Here is a 23494-nt window from a genome sequence, read left to right as displayed (position 1 = left end):
ACACCAACCCCCGATATATACCCTGTCGCATCCACATTGCCGTTTACTGTGCCACCTGTTATGGGGTAAGCGCCGATATTGCTGACAAATTCAGGCTTATTGGGAATATCCTCCCCGTTCTGCGCTTTTTCAAGGCGACTGTTGGCATTGTCGTTGACTTGGTTCGCCAATTTCTGGCTCGCGGCCAGCGCACTGGATTGCCCCAGACTGTCTGTTAATGACACTTTCGAATCCGATACTAATTTACCAATCGCCTCAGATAACTGGGCATCATTAGTTTTATTGGGTTGCATCCCCGCCTTTAGTAATACATTAATGATTTCCCTCTGTACGGTATTAAACCACTCCGCTTCCAACAGTGTGGGCGGAATACCGGCGGCCACATTCCCGTTAGTAAATTCACCGTGGCTATCCGCGGTGTTGGTGATATCACCGATTTTTTGCATAACACATCCTCACTCAATGAAGGTGATAAAAAAGAAAAGTAAATGAATAAGGGTTACTGGTTGTAACCGAACTGCAGGATAGTGTGAGACGGGCTTATTCGCCGGAACTGACACTCAAGTTTCCGGTTGCCCCATGAGCGCAGCGGGTCTCCGCTATAACTTCCCCCGGCCACAGCGTAGTTCATTGTGGTTTCCGGGGCATTAATCCGCCAGACAAACGGCCAGTCACCACCATTTAATGCAGCGCCACACGCTGACATGCCTGCTCTGGCCTGCCGAAATTCGGTGATAGTGATACGAAAGCCCAGTTCTACCGCCAAACCGATAAAGTAGGATTTTGACTGCCCACCCGTGCGTAATAATTTCGACACCACCGCTTTCTGCCGCAGGGAAATACTGTCAATTTCCCCGATCGCACAGTCATCCGGCAAGCCTAAAGACTTCTCCCACTCCGGTAACATAATCGTTGCCGTGGCCGGAAAGCTGCCCTCCAGTAATAAATGTACATCCTGGTCACTGCGGTGATAACTCCGGGCAATCGCCCGTACCACTGCATTCATCACCGAATCCGGTGTCCGGGTCCATGCCATCCCGGTCGGTAACAGGCCATTGAGAGCTGCGGTATATTCTGTCACACTGTATTGTTTCATGTGTAGGTCACCTTCCCTCGCAAGGGTAAATAACCCACCGGCAACGTGATATTGTCAGTCGGTGAGGTGATCACAAAGCCTGCTGTGCCCGGTACGTCAGCAATGGCATATTGCAGTTCAGAAAGCAGAATGCGTCCCGTGCCATCGGGGTTACCACTTTCAAACAACACGTTATTAATCGCATCATTAATGCGACCGGTTACCTCTGTCCCCACATGAGACAAGCCACTAATCGTGAAATCAAGCAAATGTTTAATAGGAGACAGAACCCAAACTAAAGCCGTGACCGGTTGTAAGACATAAAGATGGTCAGCCACGCGCAGTTGATCCCCGGTGGCATGAACAGCATACGATTCCTGCGAAGAAACTCCATCCTTACCGATGGGAAAACCATCCTGCCCGTTGTTATCACACATGATATAAACACCCACCGTGCCAGCGCCGGCCGCTCTCGGCCTGACCCAGACACGGGTAATGCCCGGCACGGACAGCGCCCATTGTTTGTAATCATCATCAGAGCCACCCTGTGGTGTACCCTGATAGGCCAGTAACATACGGGAGCGAAAATCGACCTCACTTTCAATATCCGCGCCACCGGTGATCGGCGCTATTGCTGTGCCCTCAACATCAACCCCAGCCAGACTCTGATCCAATGTTAATATCGTGCCTGCCGGGGCGTTCCCTGCCGCACCACCGCCTGAATCATCTTCGGTACTCTCTGGTAGTATAGCCATCAGCCGAACAGCGCTTCTCCCGTGCTCATTAATGCGGGTTTCTGTCACAGTCTGATACTGATAACCATCTCCCCGGTTCAGCCTTGTCTGCGCGGGAATCACCGTTCCTGCCACACCGGTAAACTGATAATGGTCACACTGAGCAGCAGTGGCTGGTTTGCGGAAGATTTTCTTTAACGCGGCCCAGCCTGCCAGCCATTCATCGGTGGCTGTAAACGGCGTGGTTTGCCGGGCCATATAATCAAGGTAACCGTAATGCAGATGCGCCATACCTGCATCCATATCCGCCAGTACGCCCATATTGGAAAAACGCAGTAACGGACCGGTTTCCTGTAATTCTGACTGTAAATAACTACGGTTCTGTGCCCGAAGTTCGGTCAGGGTCTTTCGTTTAAACGGCATTGTCTCGCTCCCATACCCAGAAAAAACGCAGGTCTTCGTTATTCCGCCCCGGACGCTGATAACGGATCATCATATTCAGTCGGTCAGGCCAGACAATCTGTGTGTGGATATCAATCGCAGACGCCACGCCATCGTCCAGCATCCATTGCAAGGCTTCACGGGCGTAATCTTCCGCCGCCAGCGCCACAGCGGTGGTCAGTTTTTGCCGATGCAACAGCCATAACCGGGAGCCGATTTGATAATTCGCGCCACTGTCACCCCACCATCCCCGGCGATCAGTGCCGTCAATGGCATCATCGGCTCTGGCCTGCCGGTCCGTAAACAGGCTGATAATGATGGCGGTTTGCAGGTCATTGCCGGTGACGATATCCCCACGCCCGGCCAACCAGTCAGCGTGGATGTTTTTCACATTCCACCATGAAGTGATATCACTCATTTAACCGTCTCCCCCGTTATCTGGCTCTGCACCGTGGAGTCGCCTGCTCTCACCCCCGAGACAGGATGCGTATGACGATTGTAGCTATCCCGTAATTGTTTCATCGTGGTAGTATTGGTGTTGCAGTTATCAATCACATTGCCGGTGACTTTGAGCACAGGCGTATTCAGCAGCACTTCAGTGGAGGCGTTCACAGTGACTTTAGATGCGTTGTTAACTGTCACTGGCTGTCCTTTCGCCTCAACGGTTATTCCCGATGCTGTCAGCAGAATATGCAGCCCCCACTGGTTATACACAACCACTTCGCCGGGGTTTAATCCCTGATGCCGGTACTGTTGATGGTTGCTGCCAATCACCACTGCATTGGAGCGGTCACCGCCTAAAAACGCCAGCACCACATCGGTATTCGCCGGTAATCCGGAAGAAAAACCAAACTCCGCTATCCGGTGGGTATTATCCCGGACTTCCATTTCAGTCTGATACTGAATCTGCTGGATAACCCCTTTATCATTACAGGTGGTGACCCGACCTAAACCGAGCATCATCATCGCCCGGCGATATAAATTCTTAACGTCCATCACATCAGTAACCTCCGTTACGCAGTTCCATCAGGGTGGAATAAAATTCATACGGTTGGACAGTAAAGGCAGCCGGCGGCATCAGGGTCAGTTCAGCCCGGGTGCCATCGTCTTTATTACGCACATAAGACACTTCAGATAACAGCCATTGTTCGGATTCCAATCCAAAGACCGGCAAGTGGATCGGTATCAGGGTATTGGGTGTCCACAACGTCCCGCTGACATCGCGCCAACTGTCGACCAGCACCTTGAGCACCTTTGAACGGCCATAACGACGATTCATTTCCCAGTCAATGGCTTCCTGCTGTCGCTGGTGTGAGTACAATGTGCTTTCGATGATGGTGACGTAATTGCGGTAACGCATTTTTTCGGCTTCCGGGTCTTGGGCACTGGCGATTTCGACCGCCTGATACCCTTGCTCGGACGAGAGTTCGCTTAACCCGCTGACATTCATGGACAGCCCAATATATTCTGAGAACCGCTCGTTCATAGAAGACTGATAATCCGCCAGTTCGATGTTTTTTCCCTGTGCCACCCCACTGGCCGCCACTTTGTCACTCACGCGGGTCAGGAACAAATTGCCGTCCGGCATGTCGTAATACAGCAACGCGGACCAGCGGGTAATGCGGTCAATGATCTCCTGTGAGGATTCGCCCCAGTTCAGGGTAAATTGCGGTAACGGCTCCATGTCCGCCACATCTGAAGTCACATCAATGCCGTACCACTGCGCCAGTTTCTGGGCAATCTGCAATGCCGTTGCCCGACTAATGACGTTCTGTGGCCATTTAGCTGAACAGTCCACTAAATCCTGACATTTACTGCGACCGGTCACCCGTATCTGGTGGGTACTTTTGTTAATAGAAGAATTCCAGATATCGATATAACCCGTTATCACCGGGTCATTACCCAGCAGTACCTGACAGGGCTGTCCGGCTTCAACCTGTTGTTTCTCATCACTGCCGGGGTAATAGTCCATCAGCATCAGTTCAAAATCAGACGGTAATCGTTCAATGCCCCGCGTCACACGTACGCTGTCCCAGCCATAAATCGCCTTGCCGCCAATCACCAGCGACAGTTCATCCCGTGTTCTCATTGTCTCAGCGCCTTAAATCGGGTGGGCATAAACGCGGGGTGACGGGGATCCGTGGCCTGTATCAGTTCATCACTGCGCCCAGCATCCTGATAAATCCGGTTCGCCACCGTCAGTGCAGGCAGAACCGCCGGCAGACTAAACTGGGCTAACCGTCCTGACTCTGCACCTTTCAGCTCTGCACTGGTCATAAATTCATGCCGCAAGGCCATCAGGGACTGGTAAACCTCATCCACACCCAAATCACCCGCCATCACCAGTGCCGTATCCAGTGCCTGACAGACCCGCGTTTGTAAATCATGGGCTTCCTGATTGCTGGACGGCGTAAAGTCACTGGCAACCTGTGCCATCGCCCCCGCAGACAGGACAACCAACAACAATACGGTCATTTCTGTAATGTGGCGGTCAACTGCGCCTTGCTGATAGCGGGTGTTCTGAAACGCGGCTAATGCTTCGAAAATGGCTACTTTCTCATCCACACTGCCGGCAGAATCAATAATCGCGATCACGACCTGCCCGGCGGCCTCGCTGAAGGTTTCCACGGTGTGGGCAGCGTTCAATGTATCCAGTCCGTCGGTGATGGTTTTGCGGCTCATTACCACCGCGGCCGTGGTTTTTTTGATGATGTTGGCTTCATTGTGCTGCCGGTCATCCCGTGACCGAAGGCCCGTGGCCCCGGAAACGGTGCCACCGATTTTTCCGCGCTGATAACGCCCGTAACGCTCACTGCCGAAGGTAGTTTTCAGCATATCGCTGAGATTGGTCACTTCATCCATTGAACGAGTCACCATACCGATCCACTGGTTCGCGGTTTGTTTAATAATCCGTATGCCCTGCGTCACCGAGCGGATTTCACCCCTGACCATCGCGATATATTTCGCCAGCGTGGTGGTATAAGTTTGCAGCCAGTGCTTTTTCACCTCAGTGGCGGATTTAGTACTGTTGGTGATCGCAAAGACTTTCAGCCCCGATTCAATCACAGTGAGTGTGAACTCAAATACCCGGCCAAACTCCTTGCTCTCATTCATGCGCAGACCACTTTCGGTCACACTGACCGTCAGCTCTCCCAGTGTCGGATGGACTAAAGTGCCCGTTGAACCGGTTTCACAGGCCGCCACCAGATTTTTACGCTGGGTGATCACATCCGGCGCGTGATACACCGCACTGTTCTGAATGATAAACCCGCGCAACGTGATCCGCCGGGTGGCTCGGCCTAAATCCTCCAGCCACGCCGTATCACGGTACGGGTATTCATGCACCGCCTGACGGCGACCGAAGACACTTTCCCCGGAGACCACCGCAAACGGCACCCCCCGGAACGAAGCCGGATGCAGATGTTCAGCCCACTGCCATGATGCATCATTGCCACCTCCCAGCAGGGAAGAGACAGCATCTTTAATAAAAGCCATGAGAGACCTCTTTTTTAGGGCGAAAAAAAACCGCACTCGGCGGCTTAATACACTTAAAAAATTAATACATTGTTCAAATAGACTCTATCTTCTCAACAAGACACATTACTGGAGTTTTATGATGTATCGTAACTGCATGGTATAAATTACATGTTACTGACACTTTCTTTCCTATTAGTTTTTCAAAGATATTCCATTGTTCTTTTTTAGTCATAGCCAATTGCATCACGGCAACACCATGCTCAAAAGGTTCTGTTTCATCGTAAACACCATCACTAGGTGAAACAGAAATAAGACGATCCAATCTTAATGACGGAAAGCCCTCCGATTCACTATTTAAAGTGCCTTTAAATTTTGCTGACGTATTGTAAAAATAAGTGCTGTTGGCTTTTTCACCTTCTTCTCTGGTGGCTGCAATTCGATAGTATATTTCAGATGATTGTCTGTACCAATCTTGAAGGCATTTGACCGTATCGCAATTTTTCTCACGTAGATTCCAATTTTGCCTGACTAATGCTTTAAAACCATCACTATTACCTGTAGCTATTTTTGCGTGCGTATAAGCGACAAGTAGGGCATCATCAGCCTGAGACAGGATCGGTGTGGCGCAAATCAGCTTCTCAGTCTTGCTTGTTGCCTTTGCGCAATCGAAACTGGCAGAACTAGCCACAGTTGATACCAGAAACAAGAAAGCAGCTATTTTCTTTAGCACTTATCTCCCTCCGACAGAAAATTTCAATGTGAGTTATCATATTAATAATATAATAAAAGCAACATTTTGAACAAAAAATAATCACATCAAGGTTGCTGCATGGAGGTTGTCACTTTTCCCCCAAGCTTTGACTGAAATCTTTGCCGTTCTCCCGTCTTATCATTAACTAAAATGACCTCCAGCTTAAGTGGTAAATCACCAAAAGCATCTCGCACTGCTTTCGCCATGCCTTCTGCCATTTCAACCCCCAACTTTGTGGGTTCATAGTCTTTTTTATTGTACAAAGACGGTATTTTTTTCTCAGGAGGCTGAGATTTCTGGGTTTGCACGTTTTTATCATTTACTCCGTCTATTCCGTCAGTGATAACATTATTAGGGCCATATTGAGCGCGCTGTTTCTTGAGTCTTTGAGGATTTCGCAACCCCGACCAACGGGCATCATGAATAGCGGCATTAATCCCAGCTTGCATCTGCTCATCACTGTAAGGATTTATATTATTATTTTCATGTTGAATCATCCCAACCATGACATTTTTCAATATATCCGGATTGTGTAAATCAAGGGGTTGATCAGGTGAATACCCTGTACGCTGAGAAACGGAGTCGATATAAGCGGGAGTATTATTACGGCCTTCAGGTGGAGCATATCGATATAATAGCGATGTAATCGTATTCAGTCCTCGCTCTGCATCCAACATGATCTGACGCCCCATTGCAGAGATGCCATCCTGTGCGGTACCAAACTTCACATACCGGTGACCATTACCGAAATCCTCCCCTACGGCATTCGGAGCCGCAATTAAATTCCCGGGATTATTATTCCGGATACCTCTTGGTTGTTTACCCGACTTATTCACCCGGTTAGGATCATTGGGTATTTGATAAAGATCCTGATAATGTTTTTGTTGCTCAATCGGCTGAGGAGGTTCAATGTTCTCACTGCCTTTTTTAAGCTGCCACTGCTGATGTTTTTCCCTGACGCCATCGGTCATCATCCCGAGATTGACCGCTGTTTTTTCATCCCAACTCAAAGAGTTATAAAATTCAGGGGATTGACTTGCTCGGCGTAATTGCTCAGCTTCCTTACCCCGCGTCACACCCAATGCTTTCATGTAAGCAAATCGGTCATTGTGCTCAAAGACCTGACTAATTCCGTCAAGACCATCATTAATGGAGCCATCTGACAGGGCAAAATCCGTCACCGAATTACTGACACGTTGCTTAAATCCTTCCCATGAGGCGTTCAACCCGCTAATCGTACCATTCAAATTAGTCAGTTTCTGGTTTAACTCATTAGGAACGGTCAATCCCAGCGCGTCTGACCGAGTTAATAACTGTTTGTATTTAGCCCCTTCACGCAGTAGCGCTAACGTGTTCGCATCGAAACCTAAAAAATCCGCAATAGTTTTCTGTTTTGCAGACGAATAGGTCGGAAATACCTTCGCCAGTTCTTCCATCGTTTTAGAGACATCCGCCGTCCCATCATCCTTACGGATAATGGACACGCCCATCTCATTTAACTGGGCTAGCGCAGTGTCATTTCGCGCCCACAAAGGGTCATTAAAGAGCTTATATAACCCATCCACCGAGCTTTTGGCATCATCCGCACTGGCACCCAGTATCACCATCGCCCCGGACAATCGGGAAAACTCTTCCGGCGTCATGTTGTTATTCTTTGCCATGACATCCAGATTATAAGCCTCCTTGCTTTGCTCATTGAGTCTCTGCCCCATTTTGGTGATACCGTAGCCTATTGCGCCGATGCCGCCTAGGGCCAGTCCTTTATCCAGATATTTGCCCGAGAGTTCACCAAACATTTTCAGCGGCGGGATCATATCACCAATATTCTTCACGTTATCCTTTGCAAAGAGTGACATATTCCGCAGTTGATTACTCACACCCCCGACATTTTCCTGCGTTTCATTGCCGCCGAACCGTAAACCATCGCGGGTCGAATTCAGCAGAGGATGCAATTGCTTCAATCGCGTTTCGATATCAGCCAATGCTTTTGTCGCGTTTTCATCCGCCTGTAATTCAAAATCAAAGACTTTACCCATTGCCTGACCTCATTTGATTGATGCGCTCAGCCTGTTTTAACCACCATTCCAGACGGGAATAACTCAGGTGCCACGCTTCCTGTGGCCCCCAGTGGTAAAAATAGGTCACATCCGCCGCTAATTGCTGCCATCCCCCGAGGGGATATACACTAAAAAATTGGTCAGAAACTCCCGGCAAATATTAAAATCGGTAATGGCCATCTTTTTTAACACCGATTCAGGGATGCTTGAGACTAACGCAATTAACAATCGCATAGCCGGCAGAGAGCTGTTCGGGTTTTTCGCTTGCGCATCATAAAACTGCTCAACCTCAATCAGAAACGGTTCACGCAAATGAATTTCCTGATAAACCTCTTTGCCATTATTGCTTTCAATGGATCGGCTCAATTGAACGATTTTGGTCTTTTCCATGTGAATTCCTTAGTTTTCAGTGACTGAAATGCCTTCCCAACGAACTTCAAACTCCGCATCTTCGCTCTTCACTTCCTGCGTGTTCACAGTCCACATATTTTCACCGATGATGGTCTTGCCGTTCGCCAGTTCCACTACGATGGTGACGTTGGTCTGGTTGTTAAAATCCGCTACCGTCGTACCGCCGCTGTCACGTACCCGACAGGAGATATACGGGGCATTGGGTTTTTCTTTGTACCCGTGGACATAATCCATGCCGGTTAATGTTTCACGGGTGACGGTGGAGGGGCTGTAAGTAAAATCCCCGACCACCATAATGGAGATCCCGTTAACGCTGGCATAAGCCGTGCCTGCCAGCCGGTTAGTGGTATTTCCCATGAGGGTTCCTTATGAAGTGGGTTGCAGTCGGAACTGGTTTAACAGGGCAAAGACCCGCAACTGATTAATCAGGGTGCCTGTCCAGAGAACATCGAGCCGGTTCGGGTTCTGGGCGTTAATTTCCACCTTCAGACCATCCGCAAAGGCTTTTGAGTCCTGCACATAGCCGTTGTACTCCAGTGTCTTGTATTGGGCGATCAACTCTGCCCTGACAATATTGGGCGTCACAATCGCCGAGCCGGGAGCAAAGCGGGTGCCGTCTTTTGCCAGCTTCATTCGCCCCAGCTTTGACGTAATTTGCGTGCGGATGTAGCGCGAGACGTACATCAGCAAAAACAGCGTTTCTATCTGAAGATAGCTGTCATCGTTATCGCCATACGGGTTTTTCTGGTAGGTACTGATGAGGTTCTCAATTTGTACCGTGCCATCATCCGCGACCGTAAACGTGGAAATCCCACTGTGCAGCAGGTTATTACGGTCCATCAGGTTAAGCTGGTGTTCTGCGGCGGGCGATAATACCCCTGCCACCGGTAAGGTTTGCAGCGGCCTGCCGGGATCATTTCGGAGGCTTGGTGCCACGGCACCAGTGATAGCGGCTGTCCAAATGTAGTCCGGTGTCGGGGATTTAGTGACCCCTAACAGCGTCTCATGCTGGTTATTGCGACGCTCGCCCGCATCCGCTAACTCGCCATAGGTGCCACTGACCACGCTGAACGCATGACCGTACAATTGCTGCTCCCATGACCAGCGCCCACCGGTATCAGACAAGAAGGCTTTGACTTCATCCAGTGACACGGTGTCGGTGTACGGGTTAACGATAAAATCAAAGGCCCGGTCATTCAAATTTGCCAGACCGTCTTTCAGTTCGGGTGCACCTGCGCCCCCGGTCATCGGTGTAATGCGTAAGGCCATCCCGGTGGGTGTCTCTTCCCCGCCGGCCTGCCCGCGGAAATTGAGACTGATATCAATGCCGTTACCGTGTGCCCCTTTGTTTTTGGCAAACAAGGTGACGGTGTTAATGTTCGCCGCTGCTTTCACCGGTAACGCGACTTTACGGTTAATCGCCGCCGCTAAGGATTCGGCCACCTGCGCCGGTTTATCGGTCGCCATCACCGCAAGCTGGACACGCTGCCCGGCAATATACAGCGAAATCACCCCCGAATAGGTCGGCATGGAGGTAATTTCAATCGCACCCCGGGCCGCTATCTGGCTTTCACTGTCTTTTAGCGGCAATACCCAGAGTTCCGCCGCAACATCATTCGCCAGATACGCGATCGTCATGCCATGCAGCAAGGAGCCATGCCCGAACTGAGAGGCGGCTTGCTCTGCTGACGAAATTCGCACCGGAATAGCCGGTTTTGCAGTGGATCCATCCAACATCTGACCGAGGAGTAATGAACGCTGGGTCGCGGTCGCACTGTTCGCCATCGAGTTATCAAATTCCACGAAAAACAGCGGCGTTCTGAGATTATTGGGAATACGGGAAAACGGAATAGCCATTATTCAGCCTCCTGAGTGCCTTTTTTGGCAGGTTTAACTTCTTCTACCGGCTGACAAATTTCAACGTCACCGTCTCTGACGCGGCGATGCCAGAATAACGTATCCGGCACATGTGAGCCGGCGTCGGGCAAAGGTTCGCCCTTAACCGGACAGCGTACCAGCCGCCCGGCAACAGGTTTGACAAACATAGGATTACTCCAGATTAATTCGGATATGAGGTTCGGGGGTGTGTTCCGGCATAGCGATTGTGACATCAATACCATCCAGCGCGTGCGCCTCAATCGGGTAAAAATCCTCCGGCCCCTGATAGTATTCAATATCAATGTCCATCAGAAGCTGAGCGAAATGCCCCTCGCCACTGGCATCAATATCAATCTGTGACCGGATTTCGGAAAACTGCTGCACCACTTTTGTTAATGCATAACCATTGATGACCGCTCGCTCGATTTGCTCACGCAGGGCCTCCAGCGCCAGTTCTGCCTGCTCAGCCCCCCCTTCCAAATCATCATCAAAAGCCTCTAAACGACCGGTGATCCTAACTGTTGTGGTGGTATGAAACTGCGGGGCATTACGGCCTAACGATTTCTTATGGTCAAACGGGGTCTGCACCAGAATGCAGGGATAATCCTCACTCCGGGTTGACCAGTCACGCGGGGAATAAACGCGGGATTGGGCATGAGTTTTCCCGATCAGTGCCTGAACAACCAGACTGCGTAGTTGAGCAGCATTCATTTTTTCACCACCCGGTTAAGTTGCAGATGCGTCCCACCGTGGCTGTCTGGCTGGACATCGTTCACCACAAATTCGGTCTCAAGGCGATAGATAAAGACCCGATCCCCTTGTTTCGGCGGTACTTTAAGCGCCGTATCACGGACACCTAACAGGGGTTTGGTGGTATTGATACTGCTCTCGCCGTCAAGGGATTCCACCTGCTGAGTATAGGCGCGGTCAAACACGCCCATGATATCGTAAGGTTTTCCCTGCTTAGGCCGCCAGTTCACCTTCTCGCCAAACTGCTTATGCAAAGGCGCAAGCAGGTGTTTATCCCAGTCAATCGGCATCAGACCTCCTGTGAACTCTTGGATAAAAGCTGCGTCCTTAAGTCATCCAGCCGCATAATAACGCCCAACTCCAGCAGGCGTTCTGCCTCGCTACCGAAGATGGGAATAACCGTATTTTCCGGGTAATCCACCCCGTTATGCCGGACAGTGCGGCCTTTCACTACGACAAATTCGAGGCTCTTTTCGCCCGTTGTCTTTTCGTCCTCATCATCGGAATACGACGGTGAGTCAGGGGGTGTTTGAAATGCCTGAATATCAGTGTCGACCTGCAATTCGGGCGGTAATCCGCCCAGTTCCTGTTGAGGTTTTTTTGCCATATCACACCACCGTTGCGCACAGGGCCGCATTCACCCGGCTGGGAATAACCAGCGGTGCGGACTGCACCATCAAAAACCGCTGCGCTGGATCTTCCTGCAACCACGATTTCGGGGCATACGCCATTGGGCCATAGTTAAAAGCCGGATCAAGGATGGCACCAAAGGCGCGGGTGCCCATCAGGTCAGCGCCGGACATAATGACCGCACCATCGGGTAACATGGGCTTCTCTTTGCCATCCGCTGGGTCAATAAACCAGTCGTTGTACACCCATAAGTCGAACTGCCCCCAGCGGCCTTTGTAAACCGCCCCTTTTTGCACCTGCGTACCGGGGTTAATTTGGTTACCATACGGATTTAATGCCGGAAACTTAATGGCACTGTCGGTGATAGTGGTATCCAGACGGAACGCATTCCATGACTTTGTGGTAAAGACTAAATCGGTCGGTACGGCACCGGAGTTTTTCAGGATACGCTGCGACCACTCCTCAATATCCTGCGTCGGCTGGGTGTTGGTTTTGCCTGCATCGACCTTCGTCGGCCATCTATCACTGCCACTCAGGGTGACGGTCAGGTCAGCAGAGCGCCCGAAATTAACCACTTTCGTTTCGTAACCTTCCCCCGCTACGGTGATAGTGCCGGTGACCATTGCACTGGCAGCCATCCACTCTAACCGTCTGTTAATCATGTCAATTTGGTCGGCTAGCTCAAATTGGATATTGAGCATCTCACGCTCAGCCGCCGTATACTGGCCCCCGATGCGCTCACCAATCTGGCGGCGAATGGGTTTGCGTAAATCCGGCGCGCGTTTGTCTTTGATGTAGGCCGGCTTAAAGCTGTTGGTCTGGAATTTACGCGACTCGACCAGCTTGCCTTCCACTAGCGGGGAAACGAACGGAGCCATACGGCGCAGACCAACATCCACGTCGATAGAGACTTCTTCGGTATCCGACTCCACGATATTGGGGAAAAACTTGTCCAGCAGCCAGTTCTGACTGGTGATCAGGTTCGGTACAACCTGCACTAACACGTTGGTGTCATAGATGTTATTCATACTGTTTCTCATGGTAAAGACGTCATCATGCCTGTCGTGACCGACATAAGGACGTCTGTTTGAAAGTTAACTCAGGCAGTCACGCTATCGCGCAGGAAAAGTGAGAATTGACGCAGGACATCGGTCAGTTCAGGCAAAGCCCAGCTTTCATCATAAACAAGACGGTGCTGATTGAATTCGCCCATCAGGTACACCCCACCACTGACACTGCTTTCCGAGGCATCCACGTTATCCACCAGAATGGCGCACGGGTTTTGGCTGCCATCGGTAGCGGTTTTTTTACAGAAGGTATACTCGCGAGTCCCGGTAATTTGCCCCAGCACCGCACCACGTTGCAGTTGATTGCCTTTGGCAATGGTCACGCTATCCGTGACTAATTGCAGTTGCCCGGCTATCAATTGGTCGGGGACAAAAACCGACTGGCGAACCCCCGGCTGAAACGGGTTATTAGAAAACGCCGTCATGATTTAACTCCTCTGTTAGTGTCATATAAACGCGCCATCTGTTGAGCAAGGGCGGACGCCGAGCCTTTCGCAGGTTGTTGTGCATCGGGCCCTAATCGCACCTGCTGCTCCGTGCGCATCCGGCTGTCCAGCGACACGCGAGCCGCCGCAGGCTGAATATCCCCCATCGCTTTCAGGGTAGTAATCGCCTCACTCGCTGACATACGGGTATTGAACGCCAGATGCGCGGCCATATCCGGGCGATTCATCGCGTATTGACTACCAAAGATAGCGGCACAGCGTTTACGCTCGGCGCGGCGACCTTTTTTGACATCCTCGTTATCATCAGCTTCAGGATCATCGTCTTCCGCGTCCGGGTCATCATCATCGTCTTCTGATTTGGCTTTCTTGGCTTTTTTCCCTTTTTTACCTTTATTTTCATCCTCCTGCTCGTCGGCGTTTTCCTTTTCGTCCTCGTCTTCGGCGTTTTCGTCACGCTCGTCTTCTTCCGCCCGGCGGGATTTTGCCTTACGCGCCTTTTCTTCTTCGTCGTGCTCATCAGTGGCACGGGCTTTAGCACCTAACAGGTGTGCAAATTTATACATGATTACATGACTCCAGCGTCTTTCATGAGTGTTTGAAATGCGACATCCGGGGGCGAAATTTCATCTGCCAACCCCACCTGTACGCCCTCGTCTGCCAGATAACAGGCAGCTTGTGTCTTGCGGATGTGCTCTTCCGAGAGTCCGCGGTTACGGGAAACGGTGCGAACAAAAAGACGCCCCATTTCATCAACATCGTGTTGAATAGCCGCTTTGGCCTCCTCGCTCAGCGGCACATACGGGTTACTTTCGGCCTTGCGATCCCCGTAAGTGATGATGGTCACTTTCAGACCGTCTTCTTTAATGTGCTGCGACCAGTCACAGTGAATGACAATCACGCCCACTGAACCCACACCCCCGGTACGCGGTACGGTAATTTTGTCGGCCGCACTGGCAATCGCATACGCGGCGGAATACGCGTTTTCGCTCAGAATGGCATGGATAGGTTTCTCGCCCCGTGACTGGTAAATCAGGTCCACCAAATCAAAGCAACCGGCCACTTCACCGCCGGGGGAATCAATATCTAAGCAGATACCTTTGACCGCCGGGTCATTCAGTGCCCGGAGAAACACCTGCCGAATGCCGTCATACCCGGTCATGCCGCTGTAAGGCCGCAATGAACCCAGTTTCTGAACTAACGTCCCCTGCACCGGGATCAGCGCAATACCCTCAAGGACATCATACCCAGCATCGGGTTTCGCCTTGCGGGAGAAATACTCATCGTCATCATCCCAGTCCATCCCGGCATGAATCCGGGTAATGCCGAAGCGGTCAGTTAATGCCGCCATCACGACCTCCGCTTTGCGCGGGTGTATCGCCAGCGGGACATTAAACAGCCGCTGGGCTAAATGGGGTAAATTCACTTGATTTCCTCCGTATGATTATCCGTGGTCAAGCGGGACTGTGCCCAGCTAGGTAGCGGCAATCCTCGTTCTTCACGGGCTTTAATTTCATGGGCACTCTGATCAAGGAACTCTTCCCAGTCACCCCCGGCGTTTTCGGCAATTTCGATTTCTAAGGTAGATAAACCGGCCTCTAATCCCATAATTGCCCCTTCTTTTTCCTTGACCGGATCGACCCATCCGCGCCCCGGACCTATCCAACGCGCCCGACAATAAGCCGCACGTGCATCCAGAAAATCCGGTGCATCTTTAGGTAAAGGTAAGGTTTCCGTATCGTGCAGCTCTTCCACAAAAGCACTGAGTATGGGCTGGGCAAATCCGGTGGCGAAGTCATCCCGACGACGAGTCAGGGTTTTCCACGCTTCCAGCATCGCCGCACGTGCAGAAGAGTAGTTCACATCAGACCAATCCTGCGTCACCTGCTGGGTCGATAATCCGGTTGCAGAAGCAATGTTGCGCAACACGGCACTTTCGAACATTTCAAAGTTACTGTGCGGCCGTGCGGCATTGACCGTGCTGATTTTCTCCCCCGGATACAAAATCGGCATGCGTGCCCCGTTTTGCAGGGACAACCGACGTTCGTTATGGAAATCTACCCGACCACTCTGATACGCCCCCAGATTGGGATCATCACTCATACCAGTATCCCCCAGTGCGGCCTCAACCATCGCCGGGTCATACGGCGATTCGATATAGGCGGCAAAAATGGAGTTTAAGATGGCGGACTCCAGTTCACTCTGGTCGTACTTAATCAGCATTTTCAGTCGCTGAACAATCGGTGTTAAGATGCCGTTCCCCCGGTGCTGCGCCCCGCGCTCATGATCATAATCATGTACCACATGCGGGCGGCCCCACGAGGTCTCCCGGAGAATGCGTTCCCATGTCATGGTTTTCTTCCCGCTATACCAATCACCGACATGGGCTTCGCGGATGTAATAGGCTACAGGTGCGCCATCACGGTCTATTTCCACGCCACCGCGAACAAACTCTAAATCGAAGCGCTCCTGCGGGTTACTGAGGCGATCGGGGTCAACAATCTGAATCGTCGTGGCATAACGCCCCCGGCCTTTACCCAGTCGATCGGGACGGTATTGCAAGACGGCCAGCGCATCGCCATCCAGTAACTTGTGACGAAATGCTAACCGCATCATCTGGGAAACGGTTTGTTTGCGTTCCGCATCACAGTAACGCCCGGGGTCATCGGCCCATGAACGCCAGTGCGCTTCAATGACTTTGCGGTACTCTGCCGCCCACGTCACATCAAAGGCTTTATTCCCCGTCAGTAATGCCAGCATACGGTAGTCCGGTTTCAGGATAGGACGAAAATTCGCTCCGATGGCATTGTCCAGTACGCGAGTAATCGAGCCGGCTGCCCAACCATCATTACGCACCAAATCCCGCACACGGGAAACTATCCGGTCTCGGTAGATATTGATTTCATTGTCCGGCGACCACAGTGCAGGCTGCCAGTTCGCCAGTTGGTCACTGGACGAATCTGCCGCATCGTAGGGTATCCGGCTACTGCCCGTCAGCATGGAATAGCGGGGCCGGGAAGGCGCTAACGGTTGACCATCCGGCCCCAGTATTTGAATGGTCATCAGAATCGGAACCTCGCGGGACGTCGGGTACTAAGACCTAACTGAGCCTGTATCATCTGGATGAGGGCCAGTAAATGCCCTAAATCCGTGGACTGATAGGAAACTGAACGCGTCCCGTCCCCCTGAGTGTAGGAGAACGAAACGCCCTTGTTCCCCGTCGCTAACTCAATGTAAGCAGCCTGCGCCGTTTCTAACGCAGCCAAAAGCTGCTCGCGGCTCATGCCTGCCAGCAGACTGGTATTGTGATTAAACATAATGATCCCTAGGGCAACAGTTTTGAGACGCTTTTGCGTACGGTGGGCTTCTCCGGCTCACTGATAATGACGCCGGGGTATTGGAATTTAATTTTGGTTTCCGGCTCTACCGGCGGCGGCTGTAATCGACTGGGGTTCGCTGCTATCGTGCCGGCCAGTACATTGAGTTTCAGCCCCAGATATAACAAGCCACACAGCGCCGCATACGCATAGACCCGGCAATCCAGTGCTTCGTTAGCGCGACCGGGGATTTCTTCCCACACCCGGTAACGCTGACCGCCGGACACTTTAATCACTGAACGCTCTGCCAGTAACTGACCGAAGTAATTCAAATCACGATTAGCGGGAAAGTGCATATAAGCCGGAGCAGGTTCGCCTGCATCAGGAGGGTCAATATGTAACCGCGACCGGATGGCATCTTTGGCCGCATTCACCCCGATGATAATCGGCTTAAAACTGGACTTACTGCGCGGAGTCGGACGCTTGGTGGGCCAGATAGGTGAACGCCTTCCTCCCCGGGCGGACTCCCCTTTAATGGCCCAGATACGTCTGCCCAGCCGGTCACGGGCGAAATCATACACCCGTTGGGTATGGTGACCGCCGGAATCCATGCAAGCCGCCATAATGGTAAATCCGTATCCATCCGCCCGCCGCCAAATCTGTTTCAGGTAGGCATCCAGTCGCCGCCACGGTTCGTCAGTTTCCAAATCCCCTTCAATCACATCATAAGCAATGGACCAGCTTTCCTCATTGCGGCCCCAGCCGACCACCTCAATCTCAAAGCGTCCATCTTGGGTATCAATCCCGGCAGTCAGTAACGCCACACCATCCGGCACCTCAGCGGCCCAAACCTCACAGCGTTCTGCTAACTTACGCTCGCTAAGAGCTTTTTCACCCCGGTCTTCATAAGGTTCACCCAGCACAAGGTTAATAAAGGTCTGACGCATCAGCGGATCGTCTTTCACCCGCAGCCATTCCGCCACAAGGTGTTTCCATGCGGCATTCGGGAATAAACTGTAACCTGCCCAGATATGAAAACCGGCATGACCTTTAAAGGGCTGACTGGCCCGCCATTCCCCCTGCTTTATCATGCCGGGCTTATCGCTGTGCTGGATCACACAACCATGATGCCGACAGACATAATAGGCCGTCTCCGGCAAGCCATTGCCCTGTTCATCCTTTTCCCATTTGATACCGTAAGGGGAGTCGGGACTACCCCATTCCAGCACCTGATATTCCCCGCAGTGGGGGCAAGGCACGTAATAGTAGCGCTGGTCGCTGTCCTTAAAGGCTTTCTCTATCCGGCTGGTTTCTTTAACTGTGGGGGTTGAACCCAGCACAATTTTCCGGTTCCAGAAAGTTTCCGAACGTTTGATGCCCAGTGCTATCTGATCCCCCTCTGCACCGGCACCGCCTGACGGATAACCGTCTACCTCATCAAATAAGATAATGCGACAGGTGATACGACGAAAGCCGCCCGGTGAGTTCGCCCCGACCAGTGTCAGGTTTGCCCCGTTCGAAAAGGTCTTCTTCAGGATAGTCTGGCTGGAATCTTTCGCTTTGGCTTCACCGGCAATCGCTTTTAATGCCGGGGTATCGCGCAACATCGGCGCAATCTCGGTCTTACTGTAATCCTCCGCATCCTCGACGCGGGGCTGTACGACCAGTATCGGGGACGGGTCATGCGACAGGTAATACCCCACCACATGATCCAGTATCTTGGTATACCCCACTCGCGCGGATTTCATCACGGAAACCTGCGTGACAGCAGGGTCAGTAATGGCATCCATCATGCCATCCTGATAAGCAAAAGAACGGAATTTACCGGTTTGGGCGGCATTCTCTTTAGACAGTACCGCGTATTTATTGGCCCATTCACTTAAGGATAACGCCTCCGGAGGTTTGGTATCAGCACGTTTCTGAACCAGTGCACGGGTGAAGTGTTGCCATGCATTATCCCCCCTGTTCACTGTGATCAAGGCTTAATTCCTCCATTGCCTCATGGATAATTTCCTGCAACGCGGCCACAAACTCCGTATCCGTAGACGTGGTTGCCAAAGCTCTCAGTCGGGGACCGTGTTCAGGGGCAATAGCAATCAGGCGAGTTCGCATACGAGCGTATTCTTGCCCGACCGCATCAATCATATCCTGCCACGGTAATACCTGACCGGATTTCAGGTCGTACTCATGCTGAGTCAGCAACGCCAGATAATTTTCCTTCATGGTGCGGGCTTCATCCAGTGTCATATCCGCGCCCCGCTCCGTGAGGATACGCTCCACAATTTTGGCCGGGGTATCCGTTTCAGGTCTGTTACCTTGTTTGTTACCTGACTTGTTACCCTTGTTGTTACCCTGCGTGTTACCTTTGTTTTTTTTCTCACCGCGGGTAACCGTTTTTCGGTAGCGTTCAATGTTGGCGTTTGACGCTTCAACATCGATGTCGTCATCCGTCATAACCAGCCAGCCACGGGCTTTCCACGTGGTGATGGTCTTGCGACTGACGTTGTGCAATTTGGCAAATTCGGACTGGTTCATCTGTTACCCTTGTGTGACCTGTTACCCAAATTTCAAAAGTTCATAGCTAGTGAAATATCGCAGCGCGCAATGCCCATGATTTATAATAGTTTTTAGAAGGACCCAAGCATTTTCATCTGCATCATCTGCGATAGTATCTCGGTGGCAGAGATAAATTCCGGCGATCGAGCGTTGATGGACGGATATCACTGTCCGAATCATGCTCTGCAATTCCAGTTTCTATCAATACAGATAGCAGCTCCTCTCTACTCATTGCGTTCAGGCGAGCGATAGCTTCTTGCATGATTTGCATTTGCGTCTTTTTCATGTCACCTCTTTGAATGCTCTGGTTGCCACTCATGTCGATTTTTTATCCCGCTCATGGCTGTATATTCTCTTTCCCATTACACAAACAGGAGTAAATGAATGCCAAGTAAAGAGATTATTTACAGTCATACGATTGAGCTTGGAGAACTGTTAGACCAACTCAAGGATTTACCTCGCGATACACGAGTATCTTTCAGTGGTCTGGACTTTTACCGAGTCAAGAAGCGAGGTGATAATCTTATTCAGATTGAGTTTTCACAGTCGGTCTATCGGACTTCTGAAGATGTCTTGGTGGTTCAAGATCATTCAGAATAGCTGATGCATAAACATTAGCCTTTTGTCTGTCAACGGAAGCGTAGCCTTCATCTATGCATCCGTTTGTCACACGGCTAAACACTACATTTTCCGCACCCAGTTGAATAATCCACGTCACTGGGTGTTTTTCAGAGCCGTTAGTTCGGTTTAGTATTGCCTTTTCCGCCATGCGTTTCTTATCAAATGACGGCGCAATATCTACTTCCTGTAGGTGATAATTCAATAATGACTTTAAATCATTTTCTGCTGCTGATTCTGCTTCTGTTGCCTTATCCTGAATAGACTCGATATAACGCAATGATGACTCTATTTGTGTTTTCAATAAGGTGAGTTGTCGTATGTAGCTATGTGCCATGATATTTAGCCTCTATTTAGCTGTTTTAATTGCTTCACTCAGCGCTCTGTTAATCGCTTGTGGTAACAATGCCTGAGCCATTTGATTCGCCCGTTCCTGATAACCCAACACTGGTTCAACAGGTAGTGCGTCACCGAACCGAATAAGTAATTTTGGTGGACGTTGCTTCACTCTTGCTCTACGTGTGCCGTTAGGTGAACGCTTCAATCGGCGCTTGCCTTTTTTCACTTTCTTGGCTTTCTTACGCTGCCATACGCCATTGACGTCTTCTCCGTACCGCGTTGAGAGTTCACCAATGAATGTATCTTCCTTGCCTTTTAACTGGTTCAGTTTGTTACGAGGTAAGTTGCCATACTTATTGAGCTTGACATTCTTAGGGTTGAGCAAGGCAGAGCCATTCAGTTTATGTACGCCACCGATTTCAAACGGCTCCAGATAACTAGCCGCAGTGGGTAAGACAAACACTTTCGCAGTGAGATTATCCTTGCGCGCCCCTTTGCTTCTGACTGCCTTTACCGTAAATGGCGTTGGGCTTTCCAGTTTGCGATTAAACGCGACCTTTTGGGCTTTCTCTATCTCACGCACCACACTCGTCATCGCCTGAGCCATCGCAAAAGGAATTTGCTTTCTGATGGCTGCTAATTGATTGGAGAGATCTTTGAGATTAGCCATGCTTACCTCGTGATTTGTTGTATTACCTGCTTTTCACCATATCAGGCTAGGTAGTTCCTCACTTACCGCAATTAAGTGAAACTGATAAGTTGATTATTCTGCAATCAAAATAAGGAATAAGAAGAATGGCAAAAAAAGCAAATTTCACAGTCCGCGTTGAGTTACATAATGCAGATTCTAAAGATTATGAGAATTTGCATGAAAAAATGGAAAACGCTGGGTTTGAGCGCACTATTACCGCAGGCGGTATCGTTTACCGTCTACCCAATGCGGAATATTCAATTAGTAGTAATGAGTCTACAGATGAAATTCGCAACCTAGCTCGTAATACAGCGAAAAAAGTCAAACCTAATCCATCTGTTCTTGTTACTAAGTCTGACGGAACAAGAAGGTGGTCTGGCTTAAAGGAAGATTAACCTTCAGCTTCTTCTTCAGCGCCATCACCACCTCTTTTGGGATCTTCTGTTTCAAGCGCGATAAAGCTGTCTCTGATGTTTCGGGCGATATATTTCGCCCTGCCCTCATCAATATAGCGGCGAGACTCCATTTCTATATTCAGCGCATGGACTAGTGCTTCCCGGGCTGCTTGTTGTGATTCATAGGGCAATTGGTTGAATTTCATCATGACCTCAGTGGTTATTTATTCAATATCCGATAATCGGACTTTGCTTTTCTGTATAGCGATCACGACTCTGTGAATCAGGATGGCAATACAGGCCGTCTCTCCGGCTGTCACATCACTTCGTCTGCCTACAGCGGATGTTGCTGATAATGACCTGTTATTCTCAGGGGCATGGGTTATTTTTGATTCTGTCAGTACGCTCGATGAAAAGGAGACATGTCATAGCTAATACCGACAGACGGCGATAACCCGGCGCAAAGGGATATCGGTATCGATACACCTGAAGAGGTGTGCCCAAAAGAGTTATGTAAAAACAGATGGTTAAGTCGTTTTGTCCAGTACGTTATGTCCAAGTAATTCATTGAAATACAGTGAATTTACTGCATTTGTCCAGCGTGAAAGTGTGCTAACTATCACAACCTATGCTCGATTTCTTTTTTACCGCCGCCAACCAACCCGAGAGCCATTTGACCGAGGTCATCAATTAACTTTTCGGCTTTATCGAGAGTAACCAGATCATCTTGTCGTTTTCTTAATCTACGACCTGCATCAGAGGAGTCTTCATCGGATGCCTTTCTCGCTTTTGTGACAATGTCCTGCATCTGTTGAATTGTGTAGCCAATGGATGGGGTGTACGTATTACTTTCTTTATCAGCCAAATCTAGCAACCATTTCCGCAATTCCTTAGCGACTTTGGTTTTCGACAACATCCCCACAAGGTGAGCACCGCGAAGAGAGAAAATGCGAGTTTCGGTCTCCCAGTTATCGTAACCCTTTGATTTTTCCGAGGGGGTCATTTTGACCACCCGAGACATCTCTTCTGTAAATTCGTCTTTATTTCGACTGTATATCTTGTTGACCGACTTATCATCCGCATATTCCAATAAAGATGCGAGCGATAAGGCAGTAAACCAAATCTTCCCGTCGCCATTATCAAAAGGGATGACTTCTTTTTCTTTAAAGACCAAGACATTCGACATCGCGTTTTACCTGCTCTATGAAATGAACCCTCGCCGAAATAGGAAACCAGCCCACCGAAGGCTCGCCAGCCATAACTGGTGACCTCGAAGGCTCATTTCGATAGGGTTAGGTTCGGTGCAATTGAGATGCGCTTTCGGTGCGCGGTGAAAATAAAAATGCCACCAGTCCGTATGCGTTGGGTACGCGGTGAGAACGAAGTGGCAGCATGGGTTATTCGTATTCCTTTAACCACTCAGGGAATGGGTAAAGAAATATTGGGTTGAGTTTCAAGTGTTAACTGATTGTTAAGCATTATTCGCTTGTTGTTACGGTGTAATGGGTTTATCAGGTTATGTGATGATAACGTTGTAAACGATGCGGAGAATAACTATGAGAAAATATTTCCTTCTTTGCTTAGTGGCTGGCGTAACTCTTTTGGCTTCAATGCAAACTTATGCTTTTGTCTGTTCAATGTTTCCTGATGGAAGCGATGCAAAAAAAGCGTGTATAGAAACATGCCAGATATTTTCAGACTCAATTAAACCCATGTGTCTCTAATAATTAATAACCTCAAACAGGACGGTAGCACTCCCACCGTCCTCTCACCCACACTGCGCCCTAACATACTCCTGCCACCCCAGAATCATTTGTTCTGGAATAGTAAGATGAAACTGTCAGAAATTAGATAATCAGCCTAA

The 23494-nt window shown here is 50.2% G+C and carries 30 protein-coding genes and 1 pseudogene; 2 read left to right on the top strand and 29 right to left on the bottom strand.

Features of this window, described 5'->3' with window-relative positions:
- The 27 genes and pseudogenes from AAC855_RS20575 to AAC855_RS20445 form a co-directional block, all read right to left on the bottom strand.
- A pseudogene (locus AAC855_RS20575) lies at positions 1-446 on the bottom strand (hypothetical protein); the annotation flags it as partial.
- A 53-nt stretch (positions 447-499) separates the two neighbouring features.
- Entirely contained in the window at positions 500-1096 is a 597-nt protein-coding gene (locus AAC855_RS20570; protein ID WP_340612005.1) for a YmfQ family protein, read from the bottom strand.
- Positions 1093-2232 carry a baseplate J/gp47 family protein gene (locus AAC855_RS20565; RefSeq protein ID WP_340612004.1) on the bottom strand — a complete coding sequence of 380 codons (1140 nt, stop codon included), beginning with the start codon at positions 2230-2232 and terminating at the stop codon, positions 1093-1095. The genes AAC855_RS20570 and AAC855_RS20565 overlap by 4 nt, the downstream gene beginning before the upstream one ends.
- The gene (locus tag AAC855_RS20560; protein WP_340612003.1) at positions 2222-2668 is read right to left on the bottom strand and encodes a phage GP46 family protein; all 447 of its coding nucleotides are present in this window, start codon (positions 2666-2668) and stop codon (positions 2222-2224) included. Before AAC855_RS20560 ends, AAC855_RS20565 begins: the two co-directional genes overlap by 11 nt.
- Positions 2665-3246, bottom strand: coding sequence for a phage baseplate assembly protein domain-containing protein (locus AAC855_RS20555; RefSeq protein ID WP_340612010.1), 582 nt, complete (start codon positions 3244-3246; stop codon positions 2665-2667). Before AAC855_RS20555 ends, AAC855_RS20560 begins: the two co-directional genes overlap by 4 nt.
- 4 nt (positions 3247-3250) lie before the next feature.
- A complete protein-coding gene (locus AAC855_RS20550) occupies positions 3251-4339 on the bottom strand; it encodes a phage baseplate assembly protein (protein ID WP_340612002.1) in 1089 nt (362 codons plus the stop codon).
- Positions 4336-5745: a DNA circularization protein gene (locus AAC855_RS20545; protein WP_340612001.1), complete on the bottom strand. Its 1410-nt coding sequence runs from the start codon at positions 5743-5745 to the stop codon at positions 4336-4338. The genes AAC855_RS20550 and AAC855_RS20545 overlap by 4 nt, the downstream gene beginning before the upstream one ends.
- A 73-nt stretch (positions 5746-5818) precedes the next feature.
- Complete coding sequence (locus AAC855_RS20540) at positions 5819-6457, bottom strand: DUF4431 domain-containing protein (RefSeq protein ID WP_340612000.1); 639 nt, start codon at positions 6455-6457, stop codon at positions 5819-5821.
- A gap of 86 nt (positions 6458-6543) precedes the next feature.
- Positions 6544-8514 (bottom strand): hypothetical protein, encoded by a 1971-nt coding sequence (locus AAC855_RS20535; RefSeq protein ID WP_340611999.1) that lies wholly within the window; start codon positions 8512-8514, stop codon positions 6544-6546.
- A gap of 117 nt (positions 8515-8631) precedes the next feature.
- On the bottom strand, positions 8632-8925 hold the full coding sequence (locus AAC855_RS20530; RefSeq protein WP_340611998.1) for a phage tail assembly protein: 294 nt from the start codon (positions 8923-8925) through the stop codon (positions 8632-8634).
- A 9-nt stretch (positions 8926-8934) separates the two neighbouring features.
- The gene (locus AAC855_RS20525; RefSeq protein WP_340611997.1) at positions 8935-9303 is read right to left on the bottom strand and encodes a phage tail tube protein; all 369 of its coding nucleotides are present in this window, start codon (positions 9301-9303) and stop codon (positions 8935-8937) included.
- A 9-nt stretch (positions 9304-9312) separates the two neighbouring features.
- Positions 9313-10803, bottom strand: a complete 1491-nt coding sequence (locus AAC855_RS20520; protein ID WP_340611996.1) for a phage tail sheath subtilisin-like domain-containing protein — start codon at positions 10801-10803, stop codon at positions 9313-9315.
- Positions 10803-10991, bottom strand: coding sequence for a DUF2635 domain-containing protein (locus AAC855_RS20515; protein ID WP_340611995.1), 189 nt, complete (start codon positions 10989-10991; stop codon positions 10803-10805). The genes AAC855_RS20520 and AAC855_RS20515 overlap by 1 nt, the downstream gene beginning before the upstream one ends.
- A gap of 4 nt (positions 10992-10995) precedes the next feature.
- Complete coding sequence (locus AAC855_RS20510) at positions 10996-11535, bottom strand: ATP-binding protein (RefSeq protein WP_340611994.1); 540 nt, start codon at positions 11533-11535, stop codon at positions 10996-10998.
- The gene (locus AAC855_RS20505) at positions 11532-11864 is read right to left on the bottom strand and encodes a head-tail joining protein (protein ID WP_340611993.1); all 333 of its coding nucleotides are present in this window, start codon (positions 11862-11864) and stop codon (positions 11532-11534) included. The genes AAC855_RS20510 and AAC855_RS20505 overlap by 4 nt, the downstream gene beginning before the upstream one ends.
- The gene (locus tag AAC855_RS20500; protein ID WP_340611991.1) at positions 11864-12181 is read right to left on the bottom strand and encodes a hypothetical protein; all 318 of its coding nucleotides are present in this window, start codon (positions 12179-12181) and stop codon (positions 11864-11866) included. Before AAC855_RS20500 ends, AAC855_RS20505 begins: the two co-directional genes overlap by 1 nt.
- 1 nt (position 12182) lies before the next feature.
- Positions 12183-13232, bottom strand: a complete 1050-nt coding sequence (locus AAC855_RS20495) for a major capsid protein (RefSeq protein WP_340611990.1) — start codon at positions 13230-13232, stop codon at positions 12183-12185.
- Between the two features lie 71 nt (positions 13233-13303).
- A complete protein-coding gene (locus AAC855_RS20490; protein WP_340611987.1) occupies positions 13304-13696 on the bottom strand; it encodes a head decoration protein in 393 nt (130 codons plus the stop codon).
- Complete coding sequence (locus AAC855_RS20485) at positions 13693-14280, bottom strand: hypothetical protein (RefSeq protein ID WP_340611985.1); 588 nt, start codon at positions 14278-14280, stop codon at positions 13693-13695. Before AAC855_RS20485 ends, AAC855_RS20490 begins: the two co-directional genes overlap by 4 nt.
- A 2-nt stretch (positions 14281-14282) precedes the next feature.
- Complete coding sequence (locus tag AAC855_RS20480; RefSeq protein WP_340611984.1) at positions 14283-15140, bottom strand: S49 family peptidase; 858 nt, start codon at positions 15138-15140, stop codon at positions 14283-14285.
- Positions 15137-16777, bottom strand: a complete 1641-nt coding sequence (locus AAC855_RS20475; RefSeq protein WP_422824415.1) for a phage portal protein — start codon at positions 16775-16777, stop codon at positions 15137-15139. The genes AAC855_RS20480 and AAC855_RS20475 overlap by 4 nt, the downstream gene beginning before the upstream one ends.
- Entirely contained in the window at positions 16777-16998 is a 222-nt protein-coding gene (gene gpW / locus AAC855_RS20470; RefSeq protein WP_340612007.1) for a gpW family head-tail joining protein, read from the bottom strand. Before gpW ends, AAC855_RS20475 begins: the two co-directional genes overlap by 1 nt.
- 41 nt (positions 16999-17039) lie before the next feature.
- Positions 17040-19010, bottom strand: coding sequence for a phage terminase large subunit family protein (locus tag AAC855_RS20465; RefSeq protein WP_422824414.1), 1971 nt, complete (start codon positions 19008-19010; stop codon positions 17040-17042).
- Positions 18985-19566 (bottom strand): RNA polymerase subunit sigma-70, encoded by a 582-nt coding sequence (locus AAC855_RS20460; RefSeq protein WP_340611982.1) that lies wholly within the window; start codon positions 19564-19566, stop codon positions 18985-18987. Before AAC855_RS20460 ends, AAC855_RS20465 begins: the two co-directional genes overlap by 26 nt.
- 121 nt (positions 19567-19687) lie before the next feature.
- On the bottom strand, positions 19688-19873 hold the full coding sequence (locus tag AAC855_RS20455; protein WP_340611980.1) for a hypothetical protein: 186 nt from the start codon (positions 19871-19873) through the stop codon (positions 19688-19690).
- Positions 19874-20110: 237 nt separating this feature from the next.
- On the bottom strand, positions 20111-20542 hold the full coding sequence (locus AAC855_RS20450; protein ID WP_340611979.1) for a hypothetical protein: 432 nt from the start codon (positions 20540-20542) through the stop codon (positions 20111-20113).
- A 12-nt stretch (positions 20543-20554) separates the two neighbouring features.
- Complete coding sequence (locus tag AAC855_RS20445) at positions 20555-21214, bottom strand: hypothetical protein (RefSeq protein ID WP_340611977.1); 660 nt, start codon at positions 21212-21214, stop codon at positions 20555-20557.
- 125 nt (positions 21215-21339) lie between these two features.
- On the opposite strand from AAC855_RS20445, the gene ghoS reads away from it, so the two are divergent.
- A complete protein-coding gene (ghoS, locus tag AAC855_RS20440; protein ID WP_340611975.1) occupies positions 21340-21630 on the top strand; it encodes a type V toxin-antitoxin system endoribonuclease antitoxin GhoS in 291 nt (96 codons plus the stop codon).
- Here the strand turns inward: ghoS and AAC855_RS20435 are convergent.
- Positions 21627-21839 (bottom strand): hypothetical protein, encoded by a 213-nt coding sequence (locus AAC855_RS20435; protein ID WP_340611974.1) that lies wholly within the window; start codon positions 21837-21839, stop codon positions 21627-21629. The two genes, ghoS and AAC855_RS20435, sit on opposite strands and share 4 nt — an antisense overlap.
- 79 nt (positions 21840-21918) lie before the next feature.
- On the opposite strand from AAC855_RS20435, the gene AAC855_RS20430 reads away from it, so the two are divergent.
- On the top strand, positions 21919-22065 hold the full coding sequence (locus tag AAC855_RS20430) for a hypothetical protein (protein ID WP_340611973.1): 147 nt from the start codon (positions 21919-21921) through the stop codon (positions 22063-22065).
- A gap of 184 nt (positions 22066-22249) precedes the next feature.
- On the opposite strand, the gene AAC855_RS20425 is transcribed toward AAC855_RS20430, so the two are convergent.
- Complete coding sequence (locus tag AAC855_RS20425) at positions 22250-22816, bottom strand: BRO family protein (RefSeq protein WP_340611971.1); 567 nt, start codon at positions 22814-22816, stop codon at positions 22250-22252.
- Between the last annotated feature and the right edge of the window lie 678 nt (positions 22817-23494).

The organism is Xenorhabdus bharatensis (assembly GCF_037996705.1).
Taxonomy (GTDB): domain Bacteria; phylum Pseudomonadota; class Gammaproteobacteria; order Enterobacterales; family Enterobacteriaceae; genus Xenorhabdus; species Xenorhabdus bharatensis.
Note: the sequence above shows the minus strand (reverse complement) of the source record. Positions and strands in the feature narration are given on the sequence as shown.